This is a genomic window from Kineococcus haloalkalitolerans, assembly GCF_050871905.1.
Lineage (GTDB): Bacteria > Actinomycetota > Actinomycetes > Actinomycetales > Kineococcaceae > Kineococcus.
The window spans coordinates 1-21,646 of sequence record NZ_JBJLSH010000022.1 but is presented as its reverse complement, the minus strand read 5'-3'; the positions used below and the strand labels follow the sequence as shown (position 1 = coordinate 21,646).

The 21,646-nt window shown below is 75.8% G+C and carries 22 protein-coding genes; 18 read left to right on the top strand and 4 right to left on the bottom strand.

The genetic code is table 11. The features are described 5' to 3' along the window. Position 1: 1 nt before the first annotated feature. Genes ACRYMY_RS10390 through ACRYMY_RS10380 form a run of 3 tightly spaced genes read left to right on the top strand, consistent with a single transcriptional unit; the run spans position 2 to position 1,526 of the window. The gene (locus tag ACRYMY_RS10390; RefSeq protein WP_432547183.1) at positions 2-430 is read left to right on the top strand and encodes a nucleotidyltransferase family protein; all 429 of its coding nucleotides are present in this window, start codon (positions 2-4) and stop codon (positions 428-430) included. Further along, positions 427-864 (top strand): type VII toxin-antitoxin system HepT family RNase toxin, encoded by a 438-nt coding sequence (gene hepT, locus ACRYMY_RS10385; RefSeq protein ID WP_369052925.1) that lies wholly within the window; start codon positions 427-429, stop codon positions 862-864. Before ACRYMY_RS10390 ends, hepT begins: the two co-directional genes overlap by 4 nt. 8 nt (positions 865-872) lie before the next feature. Continuing rightward, entirely contained in the window at positions 873-1,526 is a 654-nt protein-coding gene (locus ACRYMY_RS10380) for a class I SAM-dependent methyltransferase (protein WP_432547182.1), read from the top strand. A 44-nt stretch (positions 1,527-1,570) separates the two neighbouring features. Here the strand turns inward: ACRYMY_RS10380 and ACRYMY_RS10375 are convergent, their stop codons facing one another. Further along, positions 1,571-2,653, bottom strand: coding sequence for an arabinan endo-1,5-alpha-L-arabinosidase (locus ACRYMY_RS10375; protein WP_432547181.1), 1,083 nt, complete (start codon positions 2,651-2,653; stop codon positions 1,571-1,573). Between the two features lie 201 nt (positions 2,654-2,854). On the opposite strand from ACRYMY_RS10375, the gene ACRYMY_RS10370 reads away from it, so the two are divergent. From ACRYMY_RS10370 to ACRYMY_RS10355, 4 genes are all read left to right on the top strand, one after another. Continuing rightward, entirely contained in the window at positions 2,855-3,904 is a 1,050-nt protein-coding gene (locus ACRYMY_RS10370) for an NAD(P)-dependent alcohol dehydrogenase (RefSeq protein WP_432547221.1), read from the top strand. Next, on the top strand, positions 3,901-4,674 hold the full coding sequence (locus ACRYMY_RS10365) for an SDR family NAD(P)-dependent oxidoreductase (RefSeq protein WP_432547180.1): 774 nt from the start codon (positions 3,901-3,903) through the stop codon (positions 4,672-4,674). Before ACRYMY_RS10370 ends, ACRYMY_RS10365 begins: the two co-directional genes overlap by 4 nt. A gap of 102 nt (positions 4,675-4,776) precedes the next feature. Further along, positions 4,777-6,324, top strand: coding sequence for a sugar porter family MFS transporter (locus tag ACRYMY_RS10360; protein WP_432547179.1), 1,548 nt, complete (start codon positions 4,777-4,779; stop codon positions 6,322-6,324). Between the two features lie 208 nt (positions 6,325-6,532). Beyond that, positions 6,533-7,861, top strand: a complete 1,329-nt coding sequence (locus tag ACRYMY_RS10355) for a dicarboxylate/amino acid:cation symporter (protein ID WP_432547178.1) — start codon at positions 6,533-6,535, stop codon at positions 7,859-7,861. A 70-nt stretch (positions 7,862-7,931) separates the two neighbouring features. Here the strand turns inward: ACRYMY_RS10355 and ACRYMY_RS10350 are convergent, their stop codons facing one another. Then, the gene (locus ACRYMY_RS10350) at positions 7,932-8,522 is read right to left on the bottom strand and encodes a dihydrofolate reductase family protein (protein ID WP_432547177.1); all 591 of its coding nucleotides are present in this window, start codon (positions 8,520-8,522) and stop codon (positions 7,932-7,934) included. A gap of 90 nt (positions 8,523-8,612) precedes the next feature. Here ACRYMY_RS10350 and ACRYMY_RS10345 point away from each other — a divergent pair, with 90 nt between their 5' ends. Then, complete coding sequence (locus ACRYMY_RS10345; protein WP_432547176.1) at positions 8,613-9,602, top strand: NHL repeat-containing protein; 990 nt, start codon at positions 8,613-8,615, stop codon at positions 9,600-9,602. 9 nt (positions 9,603-9,611) lie between these two features. On the opposite strand, the gene ACRYMY_RS10340 is transcribed toward ACRYMY_RS10345, so the two are convergent. Further along, complete coding sequence (locus tag ACRYMY_RS10340; protein WP_432547175.1) at positions 9,612-9,911, bottom strand: hypothetical protein; 300 nt, start codon at positions 9,909-9,911, stop codon at positions 9,612-9,614. A 251-nt stretch (positions 9,912-10,162) separates the two neighbouring features. Here ACRYMY_RS10340 and ACRYMY_RS10335 point away from each other — a divergent pair, with 251 nt between their 5' ends. Continuing rightward, complete coding sequence (locus tag ACRYMY_RS10335) at positions 10,163-10,681, top strand: GAF domain-containing protein (RefSeq protein ID WP_432547174.1); 519 nt, start codon at positions 10,163-10,165, stop codon at positions 10,679-10,681. Between the two features lie 31 nt (positions 10,682-10,712). On the opposite strand, the gene truB is transcribed toward ACRYMY_RS10335, so the two are convergent. Then, positions 10,713-11,573: a tRNA pseudouridine(55) synthase TruB gene (gene truB, locus ACRYMY_RS10330; protein WP_432547220.1), complete on the bottom strand. Its 861-nt coding sequence runs from the start codon at positions 11,571-11,573 to the stop codon at positions 10,713-10,715. 326 nt (positions 11,574-11,899) lie between these two features. On the opposite strand from truB, the gene ACRYMY_RS10325 reads away from it, so the two are divergent. The 9 genes from ACRYMY_RS10325 to ACRYMY_RS10285 are packed head-to-tail and all read left to right on the top strand — an operon-like array spanning position 11,900 to position 21,599. After that, a complete protein-coding gene (locus tag ACRYMY_RS10325; RefSeq protein WP_432547173.1) occupies positions 11,900-12,790 on the top strand; it encodes a DeoR/GlpR family DNA-binding transcription regulator in 891 nt (296 codons plus the stop codon). After that, positions 12,787-13,833 carry an autoinducer 2 ABC transporter substrate-binding protein gene (locus ACRYMY_RS10320; protein ID WP_432547172.1) on the top strand — a complete coding sequence of 349 codons (1,047 nt, stop codon included), beginning with the start codon at positions 12,787-12,789 and terminating at the stop codon, positions 13,831-13,833. Before ACRYMY_RS10325 ends, ACRYMY_RS10320 begins: the two co-directional genes overlap by 4 nt. Positions 13,834-13,847: 14 nt before the next feature. Beyond that, a complete protein-coding gene (locus ACRYMY_RS10315; RefSeq protein WP_432547171.1) occupies positions 13,848-15,470 on the top strand; it encodes a sugar ABC transporter ATP-binding protein in 1,623 nt (540 codons plus the stop codon). After that, on the top strand, positions 15,467-16,480 hold the full coding sequence (locus tag ACRYMY_RS10310; RefSeq protein ID WP_432547170.1) for an ABC transporter permease: 1,014 nt from the start codon (positions 15,467-15,469) through the stop codon (positions 16,478-16,480). The genes ACRYMY_RS10315 and ACRYMY_RS10310 overlap by 4 nt, the downstream gene beginning before the upstream one ends. Continuing rightward, complete coding sequence (locus ACRYMY_RS10305; RefSeq protein WP_369052906.1) at positions 16,477-17,562, top strand: ABC transporter permease; 1,086 nt, start codon at positions 16,477-16,479, stop codon at positions 17,560-17,562. Before ACRYMY_RS10310 ends, ACRYMY_RS10305 begins: the two co-directional genes overlap by 4 nt. Next, positions 17,559-19,127 (top strand): rhamnulokinase, encoded by a 1,569-nt coding sequence (locus ACRYMY_RS10300; RefSeq protein ID WP_432547169.1) that lies wholly within the window; start codon positions 17,559-17,561, stop codon positions 19,125-19,127. The genes ACRYMY_RS10305 and ACRYMY_RS10300 overlap by 4 nt, the downstream gene beginning before the upstream one ends. Next, positions 19,124-19,951 (top strand): class II aldolase/adducin family protein, encoded by an 828-nt coding sequence (locus ACRYMY_RS10295; protein WP_432547168.1) that lies wholly within the window; start codon positions 19,124-19,126, stop codon positions 19,949-19,951. The genes ACRYMY_RS10300 and ACRYMY_RS10295 overlap by 4 nt, the downstream gene beginning before the upstream one ends. After that, positions 19,948-20,808 carry a sugar phosphate isomerase/epimerase family protein gene (locus ACRYMY_RS10290; protein ID WP_432547167.1) on the top strand — a complete coding sequence of 287 codons (861 nt, stop codon included), beginning with the start codon at positions 19,948-19,950 and terminating at the stop codon, positions 20,806-20,808. The genes ACRYMY_RS10295 and ACRYMY_RS10290 overlap by 4 nt, the downstream gene beginning before the upstream one ends. Further along, positions 20,805-21,599: an SDR family oxidoreductase gene (locus tag ACRYMY_RS10285; protein ID WP_432547166.1), complete on the top strand. Its 795-nt coding sequence runs from the start codon at positions 20,805-20,807 to the stop codon at positions 21,597-21,599. Before ACRYMY_RS10290 ends, ACRYMY_RS10285 begins: the two co-directional genes overlap by 4 nt. Positions 21,600-21,646 lie beyond the last annotated feature (47 nt).

Sequence of the window (21,646 nt, the reverse complement as noted above, 5' to 3'; positions counted from 1 at the left end):
CGTGGACGCGAGCGCGGCGGTGGGCAGGCTCCTCGAGGCGGGCGGCGACGGCCGCCTCGAGGAGGTCGCCGCCCGGTGGGGGGTGCGGCTGCTGACCCTGTTCGGCAGTGGCGCGCGCGACCCGGCGCGGGCCCGGGACGTCGACGTCGCCGTGCTGGGCGCTCCCCCGCCGGGTCCTGGGGCAGCCGGGCCCTCCCCCGACCTGCTCGGCCTGGTCGGCGACCTGGTCGACCTCACAGGCTTCGACGGCGTCGACGTGCTGGACCTGGCGGCTGCGTCCCCGACGGCCCGGCACCGGGCGCTGACGGGGGCGCGGCTGCTCGTCGAGGCCGAACCGGGCCTGTTCGCCCGCCGGCAGATGGCCGCGGCCCTGGAGTTCTACGAGACCGCCTGGATGCGCGCCGCCGACCTGCGCAGGATGTCCGCGTGAGCCCGCGCGAGCTGGAACCGGACACGGTACAGGCGAAGCTGCGCCTGCTGGAGGAACTGCTCGCCGCGCTCGACGGCGCGGGCCCGGTCACGGCGGAGCGCCTGCGGACCGACACGTGGTTCCGCCTGGCGCTGGAACGGATGCTGACCCACAGCGTCGACACGGTCGTCGCGGTGTGCAGCCACGTCGCCGGAGCGCACGGGCGCACCCCGACGACCTACCGCGAGGCGGTCGCCGCAGCCGGTGAGCTGGGGGTCGTCGAGCCCGCGCTGGCCTCCTCGCTGGTCGCCGCGGTCGGGATGCGCAACCTGCTGGTGCACGAGTACGCCCGCACGGACCTCGACCGGGTCGCGGCCGCCGTGCCGGCGGCCGCCGGGGACCTGCGGGCGTTCGTCCGGCAGGTCGCCCGCTGGCTGGCGGAGCGGACGGGCTGACGGCGGAGGTGGAGGGTGCCGGCGGCCTCGGCCGCTACCGCCTGCTGGCCGCGGGGTACGACGTCCTGTCCGGCGAGCGGCCCCTGTACCGGGTGGGGCGGCTGGCGGGGACCACCGCCCTGGCGCCGGCCCCCGGGGACCGGGTCCTCGTGCTCGGCTGCGGCACGGGGATGGACCTTCCGCTGCTGTGCCCCGCTGTCGGCCCGCGGGGGCGGGTCGTGGGCGTGGACGCCAGCCCCGCGATGCTGCGGCGGGCCGCACGGCGGGTCGAGCGGAACCGCTGGGAGGGGGTGCGGTTGCTGCGCGCCGACGCGACGACCGTCGCGCCCGCCGACCTGCGGGCCGCGCTGGGTGAGCCGGGAGCGCCGGCGGCCGCGGACGCGGTCCTGTTCACCTACTCGCTGTCCCTGATGCGCCCGTGGCGCGCGGCGTGGGCCACCGCGCTGGCGTGCGCGCGCCCCGGTGCGCGGGTGGTGCTCGTCGACCTGGGGCTGCCGCACGGGTGGGCGCGCCCGCTGGCGCGGGCGGCGTGCGCGCTGGGCGGTTCCGACGTGCGGGCGCGGCCGTGGACGGCCGTGCGCGCTGACCTGGTGGACGTCAGCGCCCGGGAGTTCCGCGGCGGCCACGTCCAGGTGCACGCCGGGCGGGTCCCGGAGGGCTGAGCTCCTGCGCGCTCAGCCCTCCGGGTCCCCCGCCCACGACCGCCTCAGCGGTCGCCGGGCCCGTACGAGAAGTACGGCCAGCCGTCGCGGAACTCGACCTCGCGCACCTGCATGCGGATGGTGCCGCCGGTGCCGGTGTCGTAGTAGTGGTGCACGCCGTACCAGCGGCCCCGCTCGCGCACGACGTCCAGGGCGCCGGGCCCGGCCTGGTTCCCGCGCCGCTCGAGCAGGACCTCGCCACCACCCTCGGTCATCGGAGTGCCGTCGCGGTCGACGAAGGGACCGGTGGGGCTGGTCGAGCGGCCCACGACGGTCTTGTACGTGCTGTCCGCGCCGCGGCAGCACAGGTCCCACGCGGTCGTCAGGTACCACCAGCGGCCCTGCTTGAACAGTTGCGGGTTCTCGATCGCGTTGGGCGGGACCTCGGCGTTGCTGGCCAGGCGGATCCGCTCACCGACCGGGGTGTCCATGCCCTCCAGCCGCTGCAGCTGGATCCCGGACCAGAAGGAGCCGTAGGCGATCCACCAGGTACCGCCGTCGCGGAAGACCATCGGGTCGATGGCGTTGAAGTCGTCGCCGGGTTCCGACGTGAGGACCGGCCCGTGGTCGACCCAGCTGCCCGGGTCGCCGGGGGTGCGGCTGGTGGCGTGGCCGATCGCCGAGCGGTTCGTGCCGAAGCTGGAGGCCGAGTAGTACAGGTGGAACACGCCCGCGCGCTCGACGACGTGCGGGGCCCACAGGTGCGCGACGCCGTACTCGCGCGTCCACTCCGGCAGGGGGATCGCGCCCACGCTCTCCCACGGACCGGCCAGCGTGCCGGTGGAGCGGCGCACGAAGACCCCTCCCGGGTCGTCGGGGTCCGCGATACCGGTGGAGAACACGTAGTGGGTGCCGCGGTCGGAGAAGATCGTCGGGTCGTGCACGGGGTCGTCGACGACGCCGGGCACGTAGTCGCCCACGTCGCCGGTCATCGTCAGCTTGCCGGTCAGCGGCGGCCCGGCGGGCCCGGCGGCCTCGGCGCCGACGGGGGCGGCCAGCAGGGCCAGCGCGGCCGCCGCCGCGGTCGTCCAGCGCAGCCGGGACCGGCGCGCGCCGGGGGTGGTGGGGGTCGTGGTCGTGCGGGTCATCCTGGTCCTCCGCTCGTCGTCGAGCGCACCGGGGTGCGAGGGGTCCCCTCACCCTGCCCCAGACTTCCATCGTTGTACAAGAGGGGGAGGCTGGGCGGCGAGAGCGGCACCGGGCACCCTGGTCCGGCGCAGCACCCCGCGCGCGACGCATGGAGGAGAGCGACAGTGAGCGATCGAGCCGTCCCGGACGTCCCGGCGACGATGAGGGCCAGCGTCCTGGTCGAGAAGGGCGTCATCGAGCTGCAGGAGCGGCCGGTGCCGCGGCCGCTGCCCGGGGAGGTGCTGGTCCGCGTCGCCGCGGTCGGCGTCTGCGGCTCGGACGTGCACTACTACCAGCACGGGGCCATCGGGGACTTCGTCGTCCGCGAGCCCCTCGTGCTCGGCCACGAGATCTCCGGGCAGGTCGTCGCCGTGGGCGAGGGCGTCGACGCGGCCCGCGTCGGCGAGCGCGTCGCGGTCGACCCGCAGCGCCCCTGCCGGCAGTGCCGCGCCTGCAAGACGGGCCGGTTCAACCTCTGCCCGTTCATGGAGTTCTACGCCACCCCGCCCGTCGACGGGACGTTCTGCGAGTACGTCACCGCCCCCGCCGACATGGCGTTCGCGGTGCCGGACAGCCTGTCCGACGAGTCCGCGGCGCTGCTGGAACCGCTGTCGGTGGGGATCTGGGCCGCGCACAAGGCGCAGGTCGGCCCCGGCGACCAGGTGCTCGTCGCGGGCGCCGGGCCGATCGGCGCGATGGTCGCGCAGGCCGTGCGCGCGCGGGGCGCCACCGACGTCGTCGTCACCGACTTCGTCGACTCGCGCCGCGAGCGCATCACCTCCTTCGGCGCCACCCGCGCCCTGCACCCCGTCGCCGACGCCGAGGAGCTCGCGGCGATGCGCGCCGACGCGTTCGTCGACTGCACCGGCGCCACCCCGGCCGTGCTGTCCGGGATCCGCTCGGTGCGCCCCGGCGGCACCGCCGTCCTGGTCGGGATGGGCGCCGACGAGATGCCCGTCCCCGTGTCGCTGGTCGCCAGCCGGGAGATCACCCTCACCGGGGTGTTCCGCTACGTGGACACCTGGCCCCGCGGGATCGCGCTGACCACGTCCGGCGCGGTGCACCTGGACGACATGGTCACCCACCGGTACTCCCTGGAGCAGGTGGAGGAGGCGCTGAACGCCGACTCCGACCCGCTGAGCATGAAGGCCGTCGTCGTCGTGCACCCCACCACGACGTCCTCCACCTCCCCCGCGGGCGGTGCCGCGTGAGCGGGGTCCTGGAGCGCTTCTCCCTGACCGGGCGGACCGCCCTGGTCACCGGCGGGTACCGCGGGCTGGGCCGGGCGTTCGCGCAGGCGCTCGCCGAGGCCGGCGCGGACGTCGTCGTCGCCGCCCGCGACGAGGCGCGCTCCGTCGCCGCGGCGGAGGAGATCGCGGCCTCCACGGGACGGCGGACGCTGGGCCTGCGCCTGGACGTCACCTCCCGCGCCGAGGTCGAGGCCGCCGTCGAGCGCACCACCGCCGAGCTCGGCGGGCTGCACGTCCTCGTCAACAACGCCGGCGCCTGCGTGCACCGGCCGGCGCTGGAGGTCACCGACGCCGAGTACGAGGAGGTGATGACGACCAACGTCAAGGGCGTCTGGCTGCCCAGCCAGGTCACGGCGCGCTGGATGGCCGAGCACGGCGGCGGCAGCATCGTCAACGTCGGCTCGATCAGCGCTTCGATCGTCAACCGGCCGCAGATGCAGCCGGCGTACAACGCCTCCAAGGCCGCGGTGCACCAGCTGACGAGGTCGCTGGCGGCGGAGTGGGCACCGCTGGGGATCCGCGTCAACGCGATCGCCCCCGGCTACGTCAAGACGGAGATGGCGCCGGTGGACGAGCCGCGCTTCCGGCGCATGTGGATCGAGGACGCCCCCATGCAGCGCTACGCCACCCCGGACGAGGTCGCGGCCACCGTCGTCTACCTGGCCTCGGACGCCTCGTCCTTCTCCACGGGCTCGGTGGTGGTCACCGACGGCGGCTACACGCTCTTCTGAGCCAGGGGCGGGGCGCGGCGAGCGGCGGTGCCGGCACCACCCGGGGCGCGCCACCGCCGCGCCACCGCCGCGTCCCGACGGGCGCCGCGCCCGGCCGGGTGCTTGCATGGCGCCGTCGGGCCGCCAACCGGTCCGGCGGCGAGCCGTCGGAGGACGAGCCGGTCGAGCGACGCGCCGGGCGAGCGACGCGCTGACCCCGAACCGCCGACGTCGGAGGCCCCCGTGACCCCACCCCACGAGCACGCTCCCGGCGCGGACGAGGGCGGCGGCCTGACCGGCGCCGTGGTCGTCGTGGCGCTGGTGTCGGCCATCTCCGGACTGCTGTACGGCTACGACACGGGCATCATCTCCGGCGCCCTGCTGCAGATCAGCGACGAGTTCGGCATCGGCATCGGCTGGGAGCAGGTGATCGCGGCCTCGATCCTGGCCGGTGCCGTCGTCGGGGCGCTGGTGTGCAGCCGGCTCAGCGAGCGGCGCGGCCGGCGGGGCACCCTGCTGGTCGTGGCGGTGGTGTTCGTCGTGGGCACCCTCGCCGCCTCCCTGGCCCCGGACCCCGTGACGCTGGCCGCCGCGCGCCTGGTGCTGGGCTTCGCCGTGGGCGGCGCCACCCAGACCGCCCCGGTGTACGTCGCCGAGCTGGCGCCGACGAAGTACCGGGGCCGCCTGGTGCTGTGCTTCCAGATCGCCATCGGGGCGGGGATCCTCACCGCCACGATCGTCGGCGCCAGCGAGGTGGTCGACTGGCGCTGGGCGATCGGAGCGGCCGCGGTCCCGTCGGCCCTCATGCTCGCCCTCATGCTCCGCCTGCCCGAGAGTCCCCGCTGGCTCGTGCGGGCGGAGCAGGTCGAGCGCGCGCGCGAGGCGCTGGGACGCGTGCGCCCCCGCGGCGCGGACGTCTCCGGCGAGCTGGACGACATCGGCGACCGGGTCCACGCCGAGCGGGAGGCGAGCACCCGCGGCTGGCGGGGGCTGCGGGCGGCGTGGGTGCGGCCCGCGCTGGTCGTCGGGTGCGGCCTGGCGGTCTTCACCCAGCTGTCCGGCATCGAGATGATCGTCTACTACTCCCCCACGATCCTCACCGACAACGGCTTCCCCGACAGCACGGCGCTGCGCGTCTCGGTCGCCCTCGGGGCCACCTACCTGGTGACGCAGCTCATCGGCCTGGCGATCGTCGACCGGGTGGGCCGGCGGCGGCTGACGCTCATCACCCTGCCGGGAGCCGCCCTCGCGATGGCGGTGCTGGGCACCTTCTTCGTCACCGGCAACAGCGGCCGGGAGCACGTGCCGTACATCATCGCCACGCTGGTGGTCTTCATGGCCTTCACCGCCGGGGGCATCCAGCTGATGGGCTGGCTGACCGGCTCGGAGATCTACCCGCTCGCGACGCGCGCCGCCGGTGCGGCCGCGCAGTCGGCGTCGCTGTGGGCCACGAACCTGCTCATCACCCTGACGCTGCTGAGCCTCATCGACACGATCGGCACCGGGCAGACCTTCTGGCTGTACGCGGCGTTCAACGTCCTCGCCTTCGTCTTCCTGTACCTGCGGATGCCCGAGCTCTCCGGCCGCAGCCTGGAGCAGGTCGAGAGGCGGCTGTCCGAGGGACGCTTCCGGCCGGCGGACTTCGCCGAGGACCGCCCCGGCGCACGGTGACCACCCGGGGCACCCGGGCGCGGCGGGGCCGCCCGCGCGGGAACACGGGGCCGGCGTGCGGCATTGTGTCCTGCGGCATGGACACGACGACGAGCGCGGGCTGGCTGTTCACCCAGCGGCGCCACATCGACCTCGGGCGGACGGCGAGCTCCCGATAGGGGGACCGGCGCACCGGTCCGTCAGCTCACCCCTACCCGAAGGTCCCTCCATGCTCCGCGCCCTGCGCAGGACGCCGTTCGGCGTCCAGGTCCTCATCGGTCTCGTCCTCGGCGTCGTCCTCGGCAGCCTCGCCCGCTCGATGGGCGGCACGGCCGACGACCCGAACTGGCTGACCACCACCCTCGACACCATCGGCTCGACGTTCGTGACGCTGCTGCGCACGCTCGTGCCGCCGCTCGTCCTGCTGGCGATCATCACCTCGATCGCGAACCTGCGGGAGGTCACCAACGCCGCCCGCCTGGCCTGGCAGACGCTGCTGTGGTTCGCGATCACGGCGCTCGTCTCCGTCGGCATCGGCCTGGCCATCGGCCTGGTCACCGACCCCGGCAACCGCACCTCGGTCTCGGCCGACGCCGCGACCTACGAGGGCCGCTCGGGCTCCTGGCTGGACTTCCTGCAGGGCATCGTCCCGGTGAACATCGCCGGCCTGCAGGCCTCCACCTCCGTCGAGGACGGCTCGGCGTCCACCTCGCTGAGCTTCAACGTCCTGCAGCTGATCGTCGTCGCCATCGCCATCGGGGTCGCCGCCCTCAAGGTCGGGCAGAAGGCCGATCCGTTCCTGACCTTCTCCCGCAGCGCCCTCGCCGTCGTGCAGACGGTCCTGTGGTGGGTCATCCGCCTGGCCCCGCTGGGCACCGTCGGCCTGCTCGGCCGCGCCGTCGCCAGCTACGGCTGGGACGCGATCAGCCCGCTGGCCGTGTTCGTCGCCGACGTCTACGTCGGCCTGGCCATCGTCCTGTTCGTCCTGTACCCGGTGCTGCTGCGCCTGCACGGCCTGCCCGTCGGGCGCTTCTTCGCCGGCGCCTGGCCCGCGATCCAGCTGGCGTTCGTCTCCCGCTCCTCCATCGGCACCCTGCCGGTGACGCAGCGCGTCACCGAGGAGAACCTCGGCGTGCCGCGCTCGTACGCCTCCTTCGCCGTGCCGCTGGGCGCGACGACGAAGATGGACGGCTGCGCGGCGATCTACCCGGCGCTCGCGGCGATCTTCGTCGCCGGGTTCTTCGGCGTGGACCTGTCGGTGACCGACTACCTGCTCATCGCCTTCGTGTCCGTCGTGGGCTCGGCCGCCACCGCGGGCCTGACCGGCGCCACCGTCATGCTCACGCTGACCCTGTCGACGCTGGGCCTGCCGCTGGCCGGCGTCGGCCTGCTGCTGGCGATCGACCCGATCCTCGACATGGGCCGCACGGCCGTGAACGTCGCCGGGCAGGCGCTCGTGCCGACGATCGTCGCCAAGCGCGAGGGCATCCTCGACCTGGAGCGCTACCGCTCGCACCGCCCCGTGGAGGAGACGACGAAGGAGACCGTCGCGGTCTGACCCGCTCCCCCACCGCCCGCAGGACCCGTCGCGCCACCCGGCGCGGCGGGTCCTGCCGCGTCCGGGGCCGTCAGCGCCGCGGCCGGGCCTCGACGATCGTGACGCCCGAGGTGAACGCGCGCCGGTCCAGGACCTCCAGGGGGGTGGCGCGGTGCCCGCGCCGGCCGAACAGGGGGATCCCGTCCCCCAGCAGCAGCGGGTTCACCTTGAGCACCAGCCGGTCCACCTCCTCCAGCAGCGACCCGGCCAGCTGGCCGCCGCCGGCCAGGTACACGTCCGAGCCGCCCTCCTCGGCCTTCAGCTCCCGCACCAGGGCGACCGGGTCCTGCAGGAGCGTCACCTCCGCGCCCGTGCGGCGCTCCGGTGAACCGACGACGTACTGGCGCAGGTGCGGGTAGGGGCTGTCGATCCCCACCGCCAGCGCGGGCGTGTACGTGTTCCAGCCCATGACGACGGTGTCGAAGCGCGACAGGTCGCCCCGCACGCCCAGGGCGCGCTGCACGTGGCCGGGCAGCGCGTCGGTGTACTCGCCGACGACGACGTCCATGTGGTCGCCCTCGAGGGGGAAGTCGTCGGAGGAGCCGTCCGGGGCGGCGATGAACCCGTCGAGGCTCACCGCCACGTAGTAGACGAGCTCCCTGCGGCGCGGCGGTCGGTCCACGCGGTGATCGTGCTCGGCGCTGTTCCCCGCGGTCAACGGGGTTCCCCGTGATCGAGTGGCGCTGCGCGCTCGCGCGCTTACCGTGCGGACATGACCCCTCCCGCGCGACGCGCCGCCGCCGTCGCGGCCGCAGCCGCCCTCCTGCTGGTCACCACCCCCGCGGTCGCTGGTGCGGCAGCGCCGGTCGCCCCCTCCGGGCAGACGGCCACCGCCGCGTGGTCGCCCCCCGGGCGCCCGTTCCCCGCGACCGTGCCGCTGCCCACCGGATCGCTGCCCGAAGGCATCGCCGACGGCCCGGGCACCACGTTCTACGCCGGCTCGCGCGCCGACGGCAGCGTCGTGCGCGGCAACCTCCGCACGGGCGCGACCACCCCGTTCGTGCCCGGCGTCGAGGGCCGCGTCGCGGTCGGCATGCGCTACGAGGAGGGCGCCGACCGGCTGTGGGTCGCCGGCGGCGCGACCGGCACCGTCACCGCCTACGACGGCACCACGGGTGAGGAGCTGGGGCGCTGGGAGGTGCCCGGCAGCGGGTTCCTCAACGACGTCGAGGTCACCCCCGGCGCCGTGCACGTCACCGACTCCGCCGTCCAGCGGCTCGTCGTGGTCCCCCTCGGACCTGGTGGGGCGCTGCCCGGGCCCGACGGCGCGCGCACCCTGCCGATCACCGGGGACCTCGTCTACGGCGAGGGGTTCAACGCCAATGGGATCCGCGCCCTGCCCACCGGCGAGCTGCTGGTGACGCAGAGCAGCACCGGGGACCTGTTCCGGGTCGACCCGGCCACCGGGGTCAGCGTCCGCGTGCCCGTGGGCGGCCGCGACCTCACCGGCGGCGACGGCCTCGTCCTGCGCGGGCCGTTCCTGTACGTCGTCAACGGCTTCTCCGGCGACAGCGCCGCCGTCGTCCTGCTGACCCCCGGCGGGCGTGCGGGCCTGGTGGTCGGCGAGGTGTCCTCCCCGCTGCTGGACCGCCCGACCACGGGGATCCTCGCCGCCGGTGCGCTGTACCTCGTCAACGGCCGCTTCGAGGTCGAGGACCCGTCGACCGCCGAGTACGAGGTGGTGCGGGTGGAGCTGCGCTGAGGCGAGCGTTCAGCCGGGGTTGAGCACCCGGTGCACGCGCAGCCGCACGAGGCAGCTGCGGGCGGCCATCCGGACCGGCAGGTCCTCGCAGTGCTCCACCAGCCACTCCGCCACCCGCTGCAGCTGCGAGGCGTCCAGCGCCATGCCCAGGCACCCCGTGGCCAGGGCGGCCTGCGTCCACAGCTCCAGCGCCCGCACGGGTCCGGAGACGTCGGCCAGGCGCCGCAGCCACTCCACCGCCGACGGCGCCTCCACCGCGGGCGACGGGGACCGGCCCGGTGCGCCCGCCCTCACCCCTGCTGCGTCCACGTCCACGATCATCGGCACGACCGGCCACCGCGCGCAGGGGTCCGAGCGGGTGAGGCGGACGGGCGGTGCCCGTCACCGGCCGTCCACCCGTCGCCCTCCCGCCCCCTCCTCCGGGCAGCCGGTGCGCCGGCGCCCGCGGCGACCGGGTGGTCCTGCGCGACAGCCCTGCGGGGAGGCACCGGGAGTGCCGATGGGTGTGCCGTGCGGGTCTCCGAGCAGCGCGGGCCCGCCGCGAGGACGAGGAGCGGACCATGGACGAGGCCGGCGTGCTGACCGACCGCGCGCGCCTGACGGCGGTCGCCGCCTGGGACGGCGAGCACCCGGAGCTCAAGCGCCGCCTGGACGAGGTGGCGACCCGCACCGCCGAGCGGCTCGGCTTCCCCATCAGCCTCGTGAGCCTCGTGCTGGACTCCTCGGTGCTCTTCGCGGGCAGCCACGGCCTGGTCGGCTGGATCGCCGAGGTCGGCGCCCTGCCCGCGGAGTGGTCCTTCTGCACCACCACGGTCGTCGAGGACTCCGTCCACGTCGTCCAGGACGCCGGCACCCACCCCCGTCACCGCGACAAGCCGACGGTCACCGAGGAGGGGGGAGCCCGCGCCTACGCGGGGGTGCCGCTGCGGACCCCCGAAGGACAGGTCGTCGGGGCGCACTGCGTCATCGGCGTGGAACCCCACGACTTCGGCCCCGGGGAGATCGCGGAGCTGGAGCGCGCGGCCGCCGAGATCGTCGCGGTGTTCGAGGAACACCGCTCGCGCGGCCCGGTCGCCTGAGCGCCGGGACGCGCGCAGCGGTCCCCGCTCCTCAGGCCGGGGCCACCACGAGCAGGGGTTTCGCACCGCGGGGCGTGTCGCCCAGCAGCGCCACGAGCGTCCCGTCCGGCCCGAACGCCGCCACCGGCCCCGCGGCACCGCCGGCGGGCAGGAAACCCCCGTGCGCGACCGACGCGGCCTGCGCGGCGTCCAGCTCCCGCACCGGGAAGAGCCGGCGGGCCACGTCGGCCAGGGGCTCGACGCGCGGCTCGCGCTCGACCTCCTCCAGCGTGCGCGCCGCGGTCAGGTCGAACGGCCCGGACCGGGTGCGCCGCAACGCCGTCAGGTGCCCGCCCACGCCCAGCGCGGCGCCCAGGTCGCGCGCCAGCGCCCGCACGTAGGTGCCGCTGGACACCTCCACGGCCACGTCGAGGTCCACGAAGGGGGCGGCGTCGCGCCGGGCCAGGACGTCGAAGCGGGCGACCACGACCGGCCGCGGCGGCAGCTCGACCTCCTCACCGCCGCGCACCCGCGCGTAGGAGCGCCGCCCGTCCACCTTGACCGCGCTCACCGCGCTGGGCCGCTGGGCGATCGGGCCGGTCAGCGCCGCCACGGCCGCCGCGAGCGCGTCCGGCGCCAGGACCGTCGCGTCCACCGGCTCCCCCAGCACCTCGCCCTCGGCGTCGTCGGTCACCGTCGCGGCGCCCAGGCGCACGGTGGCCGTGTACGCCTTGTCGTGGGCGACGAGGTGGGTGAGGAACTTCGTGCCGCGGTTCACGCCCAGCACGAGAACGCCCGTCGCGGCCGGGTCCAGGGTCCCCGCGTGGCCGACGCGCCGGGTGCGCAGCAGCCGCCGGCAGCGGCCCACGACGTCGTGGCTGGTCCACCCGGCGGGCTTGTCGACGACGAGGATGCCGTCGCCGACGTCGGGGGCGGTCGCCGCGGTGGGCTGGTCGGGCTGGTCGGGCTGGTCGGGCTGGTCGGGCTGGTCGGGCTGGTCGGGCTGGTCGGGCTGGTCGGGCTGGTCGGGCTGGTCGGGCTGGTCGGGCTGGTCGGGCTGGTCGGGCTGGTCGGGCACGGCGCCCAGGGTGGCACGCCGGGAGCACGGCCCGGACGGACGGTCCCGACCGCCCCGACGGCACCCGGCGGGTTCCGGAGGAGTTCCGGACGGGTTCCGGACGATGTCGGAACGCTTCCGTGACCTTGCGGACCTTGTCGCTCCCGCACGCCCTCCCTACGGTGATCGGCACGCGGCAGCCCCGCACCGGCGACGACGCCGGTGCGCTCGACGACGAGACGGGAGGCGACGACGTGACGACACCGGTGGACTCGGCGCGGACGGCCGCCATCCTGGGCGCGCTGGACGCCGACGGCCAGGTCCGCGTGCGCGACCTCGCCCGGCGCCTGGGGGTCTCCGACGTGACCATCCGCAAGGACCTCGAGGCGCTGCAGGCGCGCGCGGCGCTGCGCCGCGTGCGCGGTGGCGCCGTGCCCGTCGAGCGGGACGCCGACCCTGCCGCGCGGGACGAGGGGCCCTTCGAGGCGCGGATGCGACTGCGGCGCGCGGAGAAGGAGGCCGTCGCCGACGCCGTGGCCCCGCTGGTGGCCGACGGCGACGTCATCGCCCTGGACTCCTCCACCACCTGCCACCTGCTCGCCGGCCGACTGCTGGACCGCCACGGCCTCGTCGTCGTGACGAACAGCCTGCGCACCGCCACCCTGCTGGCCGAGCGCACCGACGCGACCGTGCTCGTGCCCGGTGGCACGGTCCGCCGCCCCTCGTTCTCGCTCGTCGGCGACGTCGGCGCCTCGCTCGCCGGCCGCGGCCGCATCGACCGCGGGTTCTTCAGCGGCACGGGCATCTCCCCCGGCGCGGGGCTGGCCGAGTTCACCGCCGAGGAGGCGCACGCCAAGCAGGTGCTGGCCGCGCCGTGCCGGGAGGTGCACGCCCTCGTCGACCCGTCGAAGTTCGGCGGGCTGTCGCTGTGCACCTCGATCCCCGCCGACCGCCTCACCGCCGTGTGGACCACGGCGGGGGCGGACCCCGGCGCCGTGGCGGCGCTGACCGCCGCCGGCGTCACCGTCAACGTTCCGGGCGCACCGTCGCGCCCGGGGAGGGAGGAACCGTGATCTCGACACGCACCCGCGCGGCGGCCGCCGCGCTCGGGGTCGCCGCGCTCGTGCTCACCGCGTGCGGCGAGGGCAGCGGGGGGTCCGCCGGTGGCGGCGGAGGTGGCGGGGGCGGCGGTGAGGACGGCGGCGGCGGTCCCACGGTCGCGTTCGTCCCCAAGCTGCAGGGCATCCCGTACTTCGAGGCCATGAACACGGGCGGGCAGGCCGCCTGCGAGGAGCTCGGCTGCACGTGGCTGTACCAGGGCCCGGTGGAGGCCGACGCCGCGGCGCAGGCCGACATCGTGCGCTCCTACGTCCAGCAGGGCGTCGACGTGCTGTTCGTGGCCCCCAACGACCCCGACTCCATGGCGCCGCTGCTGCAGGAGGCCGCCGACGCCGGCATCGCCGTGGGTACCACCGACACCGACGCCCCCGGCTCGGTGCGCGAGGTGTTCGTGAACCAGGCCAGCGCCGAGGGCATCGGGCAGACGCTGACCGACCAGCTGCTGGAGGCGATGGGCGGCAGCGGGCGCTACGCCATCGTCTCGTGCGGGGAGACCGCGGAGAACCTCAACAGCTGGATCGAGGTGCAGCGCGCGTACACCGCGGAGCAGTACCCCGAGGCGGAGATCACCAACGTCGTGTACGCCGGGGAGGACCAGGCCGTCGCCACCCAGCTGGCCACCGACCTGATGAACGCCGACCCGACGCTGACCGGCCTGGTCGGTGAGTGCACCTCCTCCGCACCCGGTGTGGCGCAGGCGGTCCGGGACGCCGGCCGGATCGGGCAGGTCTCCACCGTGGGCCTGGGAACCCCCCAGTCGATGGCGCCCTACCTGGAGGACGGCTCCAGCTCGGCCAGCGTCCTGTGGGACGTCGAGGCCCTGGGGTGGCTGACCGCCTGGGCCGGCGTCCAGCTGCACGAGGGCGCGGAGTTCTCCGCGACGAACCAGGTGAACGAGGACCTGGACGCTGTCGAGTACGACGAGTCGACGGGGACCCTGCTGCTCGGGCCGCCGCTGGTCATCACCACCGAGAACGTCGGCGAGTTCGACTACTGACGGGAGGCGCACCCGTGGGAACCGACCCCGCGCACGACCCGCACGACCCGCGCGACCGGGCGCGGCCGATCCCGCGCCTGGCCGTCCGCGGCGCCACCAAGCGGTTCGGCGCCGTGCGCGCCGTGCGCGGGGCGGACCTCGTCGTCGCCCCCGGGACGGTCCACGCCGTCGTCGGGGAGAACGGCGCCGGCAAGTCGACCCTGATCAAGATCCTCTCGGGGGCCGAGCGCGCCGACACCGGGACGATCGCCGTCGACGGCGAGGAGGTCACCATCTCCTCCACGGCCGACGCCATGGCGCTCGGCATCGCCACCGTCTACCAGGAGCCCCAGCTGTTCGCGGAGCTCACGGTGGCCGAGAACGTCTTCACCGGCCGCGAGCTGCGCCGGCGCGGACGGGTGGACTGGGCCGCCCAGCACGCGAAGGTCGTGGAGCTCCTGACCCTGCTCGGCCTGCCCGAGCGGTACGCCACCGCGGCCGTCGGCAGCCTGTCCATCGCCGAGCAGCAGCAGGTGTCGATCGCCAAGGCGCTCGCCGGCGACGCCCGCGTCCTCATCCTCGACGAGCCCTCGGCCATCCTCACCGACGCGGAGGTGGAGGTCCTGTTCGGCGTCGTGCGCCGCCTCACCGCGCGCGGGGTGTCGATCGTCTACATCTCCCACCGCCTCGACGAGCTGCCGCTCATCGCCGACGAGGTGACGGTGATGCGCGACGGGCGCACCACCGGCACGTACCCCATCGGCGAGGTCACCGTGCGCCGCCTCGTAGAGCTCATGGTCGGCGGGCTCGTGGAGACCGAGCGCGCCGAGCGCGCCGTCGCCGACGCCCCGCCGCGCCTGGAGCTGCGCGGCCTCGGGCTGGAGGGCAGGTTCTCCGGCGTCGACGTCCGGGTCCGTCCCGGGGAGATCGTCGCCCTCTACGGCCTCGTCGGCTCCGGGGTCGCCGAGATCGGCGCGACCGTCTACGGCATCGCGGCCGCCACCGCGGGCGAGGTCGTCGTCGACGGGCGCGCCGTGCGCCCGCGCAACCCCGCGCACGCCAAGGCGCTGGGCATCGCGATGCTGCCCGCGGACCGCAAGCAGCAGGGCCTGTTCACCTTCCAGCCGATCTCCTTCAACATCTCCGCCGGCCACCTCGGCTTGCTGTCGCGGGCGCGGGTGTGGGTGGACCGGGCCCGCGAGCGCGAGGTGGCGCGGGACATGGTGCGCCGCCTGTCGGTCAAGACGCCCTCGGAGCGGCAGGTCGTCTCGGCGCTGTCGGGCGGCAACGCGCAGAAGGTCGTCCTGGCCCGCCAGCTCGTGGACCGCCCCGGCGTCCTCGTCCTCGCCGAACCCACCCAGGGGGTCGACGTGGGCGCCAAGGAGGAGATCCACCGCATCGTCACCGGACTCGCCGACGAGGGGACCGCCGTGCTCGTCGTGACCTCCGACCTGCCCGAGGCGCTGCGCCTCGCCGACCGCGTGCAGGTCGTGCGCGCCGGCACCACCACCGCCGAGTTCGGGCGCGGCGCCACGCAGGTCGACGTCCTGGCCGCCGCGGCGGGGGCCGGGGGCGTGGCGGGGGACGTGGCGGGGGACGTGGCGGGGGACGTGGCGGGGGACGTGGCGGGGGCCAGCACCGGGGAGGTCGCGCCGTGACCGCCACCGCACCGGCCGCCCCCGCGCACGGCGCGCCCTCGCGCGGGCGGGTCCTGCCGCCGCCCGTCACCGGCCAGGAGGTCGTCCTCGTCGCGCTGATCGCCGTGCTGTGGCTCGTCCTGGGGCTGGCGACGCCCGCGTTCCTGTCCGCCGGCTCGATCGTCCCGCTGCTGGTGGCCACCGCGCCCGTCGCGCTCATCGGCATCGGGATGACCGTCGTCATCGTCACCGGCGGGATCGACGTGTCCGTCGGCAGCACGGTGATGGTCAGCGCGGTCGTCGTCGCCAAGACGATGGTCGCCACGGGGGTGCCGCTGCCGGCCGCCGTGGCGCTGTCCGTGGCCGTCGGGGGGCTGCTCGGGCTCGTCAACGGCGTGCTCATCGCCTACGGGCGCGTGCACGCCATCATCATCACCTTCGGCACCCTCAACCTGTTCCGGTTCGTCGGCCTGCGGGTGTTCGACTCGGCCACCGTGGAGGGGATCCCCGCCACCCTGGCCGTGTTCGGCCGCGGTGAGGCCGGGCGCACCCTCGGCGTCCCGCACAGCTTCGCCATCACGCTCGTGCTCGCCGCCGCGGCCTGGTGGTACCTGCGGCACACCGCGGGCGGGCGGCACTTCTACGCCGTCGGCGGCGACGCGGACGCGGCCCGGCTCGCCGGGGTGGCCGTGCGCCGGCGGGTGCTGTCCGCCTACGTCCTCACCGGCGTCCTGGCCGGTCTGGCCGCCTGCTTCGTCCTCGCGCAGGGCACCTCCAGCCTGGCCGCGAACGTCGGCTCCGGCACCGAGCTGGCCGTCATCGCCGCCGTCGTCATCGGCGGGACGTCCATCACCGGTGGCCGCGGTTCCGTGCTCGGCACCGTCCTGGGAGCGCTGCTGGTCCAGACCGTCGCCACCGGGGTCACCCAGCTCGGCTGGCCCTCGCAGCTGTCGGCGCTGTTCGTGGGCGTCTCCATCATCGTCGCGGTCGGCACCGACCTGATCCGCCAGCGCACCAGGAGGTCGACGTGACCGCCACCGCCGCCCGCCCCGCCGACGCGGGCACCGACCGGCCGGAGTCCCTGCCCGCGAAGGCCCTGCGGGTGCTGCTCACCCAGCGCACCGCGCTGCTCGTCGTCCTGCTCGTGGCCGTCCTGGTCACCATGACGACGCTCAGCCGGCGCAACTACCTCACCGCGCCCTACGACACCGGCTACCTGGCCGCGACCCTCATCAACGCCGTGCCGCTGGTGATGCTGGGCCTGGCGGAACTGCTGGTCATCACCTCCGGCCGCGGCGGCATCGACCTGTCCGTCGGCTCGATCGTGTCGCTGACCGGCATGGTGTTCGGGTTCGCGTACGGGCTGTGGGGCTGGCCGCTGCCCGCGGCGCTCCTGCTCGCCGTGGTGTTCGGCGGGCTGTGCGGCGCGGTCAACGGGGCGCTCGTGGCCTACCTGGGGTTCCCGGCGCTCATCACGACCCTGGCCACCTACTACGCGTTCAGCTCGCTGGCGCTGGTCGTGAACCGCCAGCAGCCCATCAACTCCGAGCCCGTGCAGCAGCTGTACTCCGCGGCCGCGGCCGTCGACCTCCCGCTGCTGCCGGAGGCGTTCCCGCGCGTGCCGCTGGGCGTGTTCACGTTCCTGCTGCCCACCGCCCTGCTCGTGTGGGTCGTGCTGGCCCGCACCACGTGGGGCCGGCGCCTGTACGCCGTGGGCACCAACGACGTCGCCGCCCGCTGGGCCGGGATCGACGTGCGCCGCACCCGGTTCAGCGCCTACGTCGCCGCCGGGGCGATCTCCGGGCTGGTGGCCGTGGTGACCGTGGCGCAGTTCGCCTCCGCGCGCCCCGACGCGGGCACCACCGGCAACGGCATGGCCCTGCCGGCCATCACCATCGCCGTCCTCGGCGGGGTCGCCATCACCGGCGGCATCGGCCGCGTCGGCGGGGTCGTGCTGGCCGCGCTGCTCGTGGTCTGGCTCAACGCCGGCATCCTGCTCGCCGTCCCGGGCAACGCCGGCGCCCAGTTCCAGCTGCTGTCCCTCGGCGTGGTCCTCGTCGTCGCCGCCCTGCTCAACGGGGTCGCCACCCGCCGCTACGGCGGGACCTCGTGAGCCCCGCCACCGGCTCCGCGGCCACCACCGTGGCCGCCGTCGACCTCGGCGCCGGCAGCGGTCGCGTCGTCGCCGCCGCCTTCGACGGCGAGCGCCTGCGCACCCGCACCGTCCACCGCTTCGAGCACGCCCCGCGGACCGTCGACGGCGTCCTGCGCTGGGACGTGGCGACCCTGTGGGCGGGGGTGCGCGAGGGGCTGGCCGCGCTCACCGCCGCCGACGGCGTCCCCGCGTCCGTCGGCGTCGACGGCTGGGGCGTCGACCACGCCCTGCTGCGCGCCGACGGGACGCTGGCCGCCGAGCCCGCCTGCTACCGCGACCCCCGCCGGTCGGCGGCGGTGGACCGGGCGGTGGCCGAGGTCGGCCGCGAGCGCCTGTACGCGGCGACCGGCACCCAGGTGGCCCCGATCAGCACGCTGTTCGCCCTCCTGGCCGACGCCCGCGGCAGCGCGGCCGAGCGCGAGCGGCTGCGGGACGCGGCGCAGCTGGTCATGCTGCCCGACCTGTTCCACCACCTGCTGCGCGGCGCTCCGCCGGTGCCCGTGGTCACCGAGCGCACCGCCGCGTCCACGAGCGCCCTCCTCGACGTCACCACCGGCACGTGGGTGCGGGATCTGCTGGAGGAGCTCGGCGTACCCGCGCACCTGCTGCCCGAGGTCGTCCCCGCCGGCACGGACACCGGGCCGGTGGGCGGCGGCACGGGCGGGGACCTGGCCGGGCTCCTGCGCGGCACCCGCGTCGTCCTGCCCGCCGCCCACGACACCGCCAGCGCGGTGGCCGCCACCCCCGGCGTCGAGGACGGCGCCCTGTTCCTGTCGTGCGGCACCTGGTCGCTGCTGGGGACCGAGCGGCGCGACGCCCTCGTGGGCCCCGCCGCGCGGGACGCGGAGCTGACCCACGAGGCCGGGTACGGCGGCACGGTCCTGCTGCTGCGCAACCTCACCGGCGACTGGCTCCTGCAGGAGTGCCGCCGGACCTGGGCGCGCGAGGGCCTGCACCTGAGCGCCGCGGACCTGGCCGCGCTGGCGGCCGCCGAGCCGCCGCTGCGCAGCCTCGTCGACCCCGGCGACCCCGGCTTCCTGGCCCCCGGGGACGTGCCCGCGCGCCTGCGGGCGGCCTGCGCCCGCCACGGCGAGCCCGTCCCGGCCACCCCCGGCGCCCTGGCGCGCTGCGTCGTGGACTCCCTGGCCCTGGCGCACCGCGACGCCGCCGCGGCCCTGGAGCGCGTCACCGGGCAGCGCGCGCCCTCGATCACCGTCACCGGTGGCGGCTCCCAGCACGAGCTGCTCGTGCGGGCCACCGCCGACGCCACCGGCCTGCCCGTTCGCCTGGGGCCCGTGGAGGCCACCGCCACCGGCAACGCGGGCGCGCAGCTGGTCGCCCGCGGCGAGCTGGCCGGCCCCGCCGACGTGCGGCGCCTGGTCGCCGCCGACCCCCGCTGCCACCGCGTCGTCGAGCCCGCGGCCGGCTCCGCCGAGCGCTGGGGCGACGCGGCGCAGCGCTGGCGGCGGCTGGCCCGGCGCACCGCCGGGGCGACCGGCGGGACGCGGCAGGTGCCCGCGTGAGCACCACCTGGGAACCGGACCTCGTCCCCGCCGAGCTGCTGGCGCTGACGCACCGCCTCGGCGACCCGGCGCGCGACCTCGTCGTCCTCGCCGAGGGCAACACCTCCCAGCTGCTGCCCGACGGCCGCGTCGTCGTCAAGGCGTCCGGGTCCTCGATGCGCACCGCGACGGCCGCGGACTTCGTCGTCGTCGACCCGGGCGCGCTGCTCGCGCTCGCCGACGACCCCGCCGCCGACCAGGACGCCCTGACCGCCGCCCTGGACGCCGGCGAGCACGACGGGCGGCGCCGGCGCGCGTCGATCGAGACGCTCGTCCACGTGGCCGTGCAGCGCCTGTGCGCCACGCCGTTCGTCGGCCACACCCACCCCACCGCCGTGGTCGGGGTCCTCGCCAGCGTCCACGCCGCCACCGCGTGGGACCGGCACGTCTACTCCGACGAGGCCGTCGTCGTCGGCCGTCCCCTGTTCGTGCCCTACGCCTCCCCCGGCATCGAGCTCGGCCGCGCCTACCTGGCCGCCCTGGCCCGCCACCACGCCGAGCACGGGCAGGTGCCGCAGCTCGTGCTGCTCGGCAACCACGGGATCGTCGTCAACGCCGCCACCCCGGCCGCCGTGGACGCCGTCACCGAGATGGCCGTCAAGGGCGCCCGCGTCCGCGCCGCCGCCTACGCCGCGGGCGGTCTGGCCCCGCTGCCCGCCGCCTCCGTCGAGCGCTTCTCCGCGCGCGCCGACGTCGCCGAGCGGCGCCGCGTCCTCGGCGTCCCCGGCGGCCACCCCGCCGCCCCGAACCCCCCACCGACCGGCACCACGGGAGAGGAACCATGAGCATCACCTACGGCGTGCACGCCCTCGTCTGGACGGGCGGGTGGTCCGAGCACGAGGCGCGCGCCGCCCTGGAGGCGACCGCGGAGGCCGGCTACGACCTCGTCGAGCTCGCCCCCATCGACCCCTCCGGGTTCGACGCGGCGATGACGGCGCGCCTGCTGGCCGAGCACGGCCTGCGCGCCAGCGCCTCCCTCGGCCTGGACGAGTCCACCGACGTCTCCAGCGAGGACCCCGAGGTCGTCGCCCGCGGCCGCGAGCGCCTCGGGCAGGCCCTGCGCATCGTCCGTGACGTCGGCGGCGACACCCTGTGCGGCGTCATCTACTCCAAGCTCGGCAAGTACGCCGGACCGGCCACCGAGCGGGGGCGGGAGAACTCCCGCGAGACCATCGCGTGGCTGGCCGACGAGGCCGCCGCCTCCGGCATCGCGCTGGGCATCGAGTTCTGCAACCGGTACGAGACCAACATCGTCAACACCGTCGCCGAGACCCTCGACTACATCGCCGCCGTCGACCGCCCGAACGTCGTCGTCCACGTGGACACGTACCACATGAACATCGAGGAGAGCTCGTTCCGCGAAGCCGTGCACGCGGCCGCCGACGCCGGGCGCCTGGGGTACGTGCACATCGGCGAGTCGCACCGCGGGGCCCTGGGCACCGGCACCGTGCCGTGGCAGGAGTTCTTCACGGCCCTGCGGGACGTCGGCTACGACGGCACCGTGACGTTCGAGTCGTTCTCCTCGCGGGTCGTGCACCCCACGCTGTCGAACTCCCTGGCCATCTGGCGGGACCTGTGGACGGACAACCGGGCGCTGGCCCGCGACGCCCTGGCGTTCGCCAAGGCGGGGCTGGAGCGGTGAGCGGGGCGGGAGCCGGGGCCGAGGCCGTCCACCCCGACCTGGCCGGGGCGGTGGCCGTCGTCACCGGCGGCGGGCGCGGCCTCGGGCTGTCCACGGCGCGGGCGCTGACCCGGCAGGGCTGCCACGTCGCCCTGCTGGACGTGCTGGCCGACGTCGAGGACACCGGCGCCGAACTGGCCTCCGAGACGGGCCTGCCGGCGCTGGGGCGCGGCACCGACGTCACCGACGCCGACGACCTGCGGGCGGCGTTCGGCGCGGTCGCCGAACGCCTGGGCACCCCGCGCGTGCTCGTCACCGCCGCCGGGATCGCCGCGTGGGCGGACGCCGAGGACCAGCCGCCGGAGCAGTGGCGCCGGGTCGTGGACGTCAACCTCACCGGGACGTTCCTCGCCTGCCAGGCGTTCGCCCGGCACGCCCTGCCGGCCGGGCGCGGCGCCGTGGTCACGGTCGGCTCGATGTCGGCGAGCATCGTCAACGTGCCGCAGCACCAGGCCGCCTACAACGCCGCGAAGGCCGGCGTGGAGCACCTGACCCGCTCGCTGGCGGTGGAGTGGGCGGCGCGCGGGCTGCGCGTCAACGCCGTCTCCCCCGGGTACATGCTCTCCGACATGACGCGGCAGTTCACCGACGCCAACCCCGACCTGCGCCGGCGCTGGGAGGAGCTGACGCCCATGGGGCGGATGGGCGAGCCGTCCGACCTGGACGGCGTCGTCGCCTTCCTGGCCTCCGACGCCTCGCGCTTCGTCACCGGGCAGGCGCTGGTCGTCGACGGCGGCTACACCCTCCTCTGACCCCCTCCCCGCGGTGGTCGTGGACGGGTGAGCGTCCACCCGTCCAC

Bases quoted from the DNA above. Each gene is read 5' to 3' on its own strand.
- ACRYMY_RS10375 (WP_432547181.1), bottom strand. From the start codon at position 2,653: ATGACCCGCACGACCACGACCCCCACCACCCCCGGCGCGCGCCGGTCC.
- ACRYMY_RS10370 (WP_432547221.1), top strand. From the start codon at position 2,855: ATGAGGGCCAGCGTCCTGGTCGAGAAGGGCGTCATCGAGCTGCAGGAG.
- ACRYMY_RS10355 (WP_432547178.1), top strand. From the start codon at position 6,533: ATGCTCCGCGCCCTGCGCAGGACGCCGTTCGGCGTCCAGGTCCTCATC.
- ACRYMY_RS10345 (WP_432547176.1), top strand. From the start codon at position 8,613: ATGACCCCTCCCGCGCGACGCGCCGCCGCCGTCGCGGCCGCAGCCGCC.
- ACRYMY_RS10335 (WP_432547174.1), top strand. From the start codon at position 10,163: ATGGACGAGGCCGGCGTGCTGACCGACCGCGCGCGCCTGACGGCGGTC.
- ACRYMY_RS10290 (WP_432547167.1), top strand. From the start codon at position 19,948: ATGAGCATCACCTACGGCGTGCACGCCCTCGTCTGGACGGGCGGGTGG.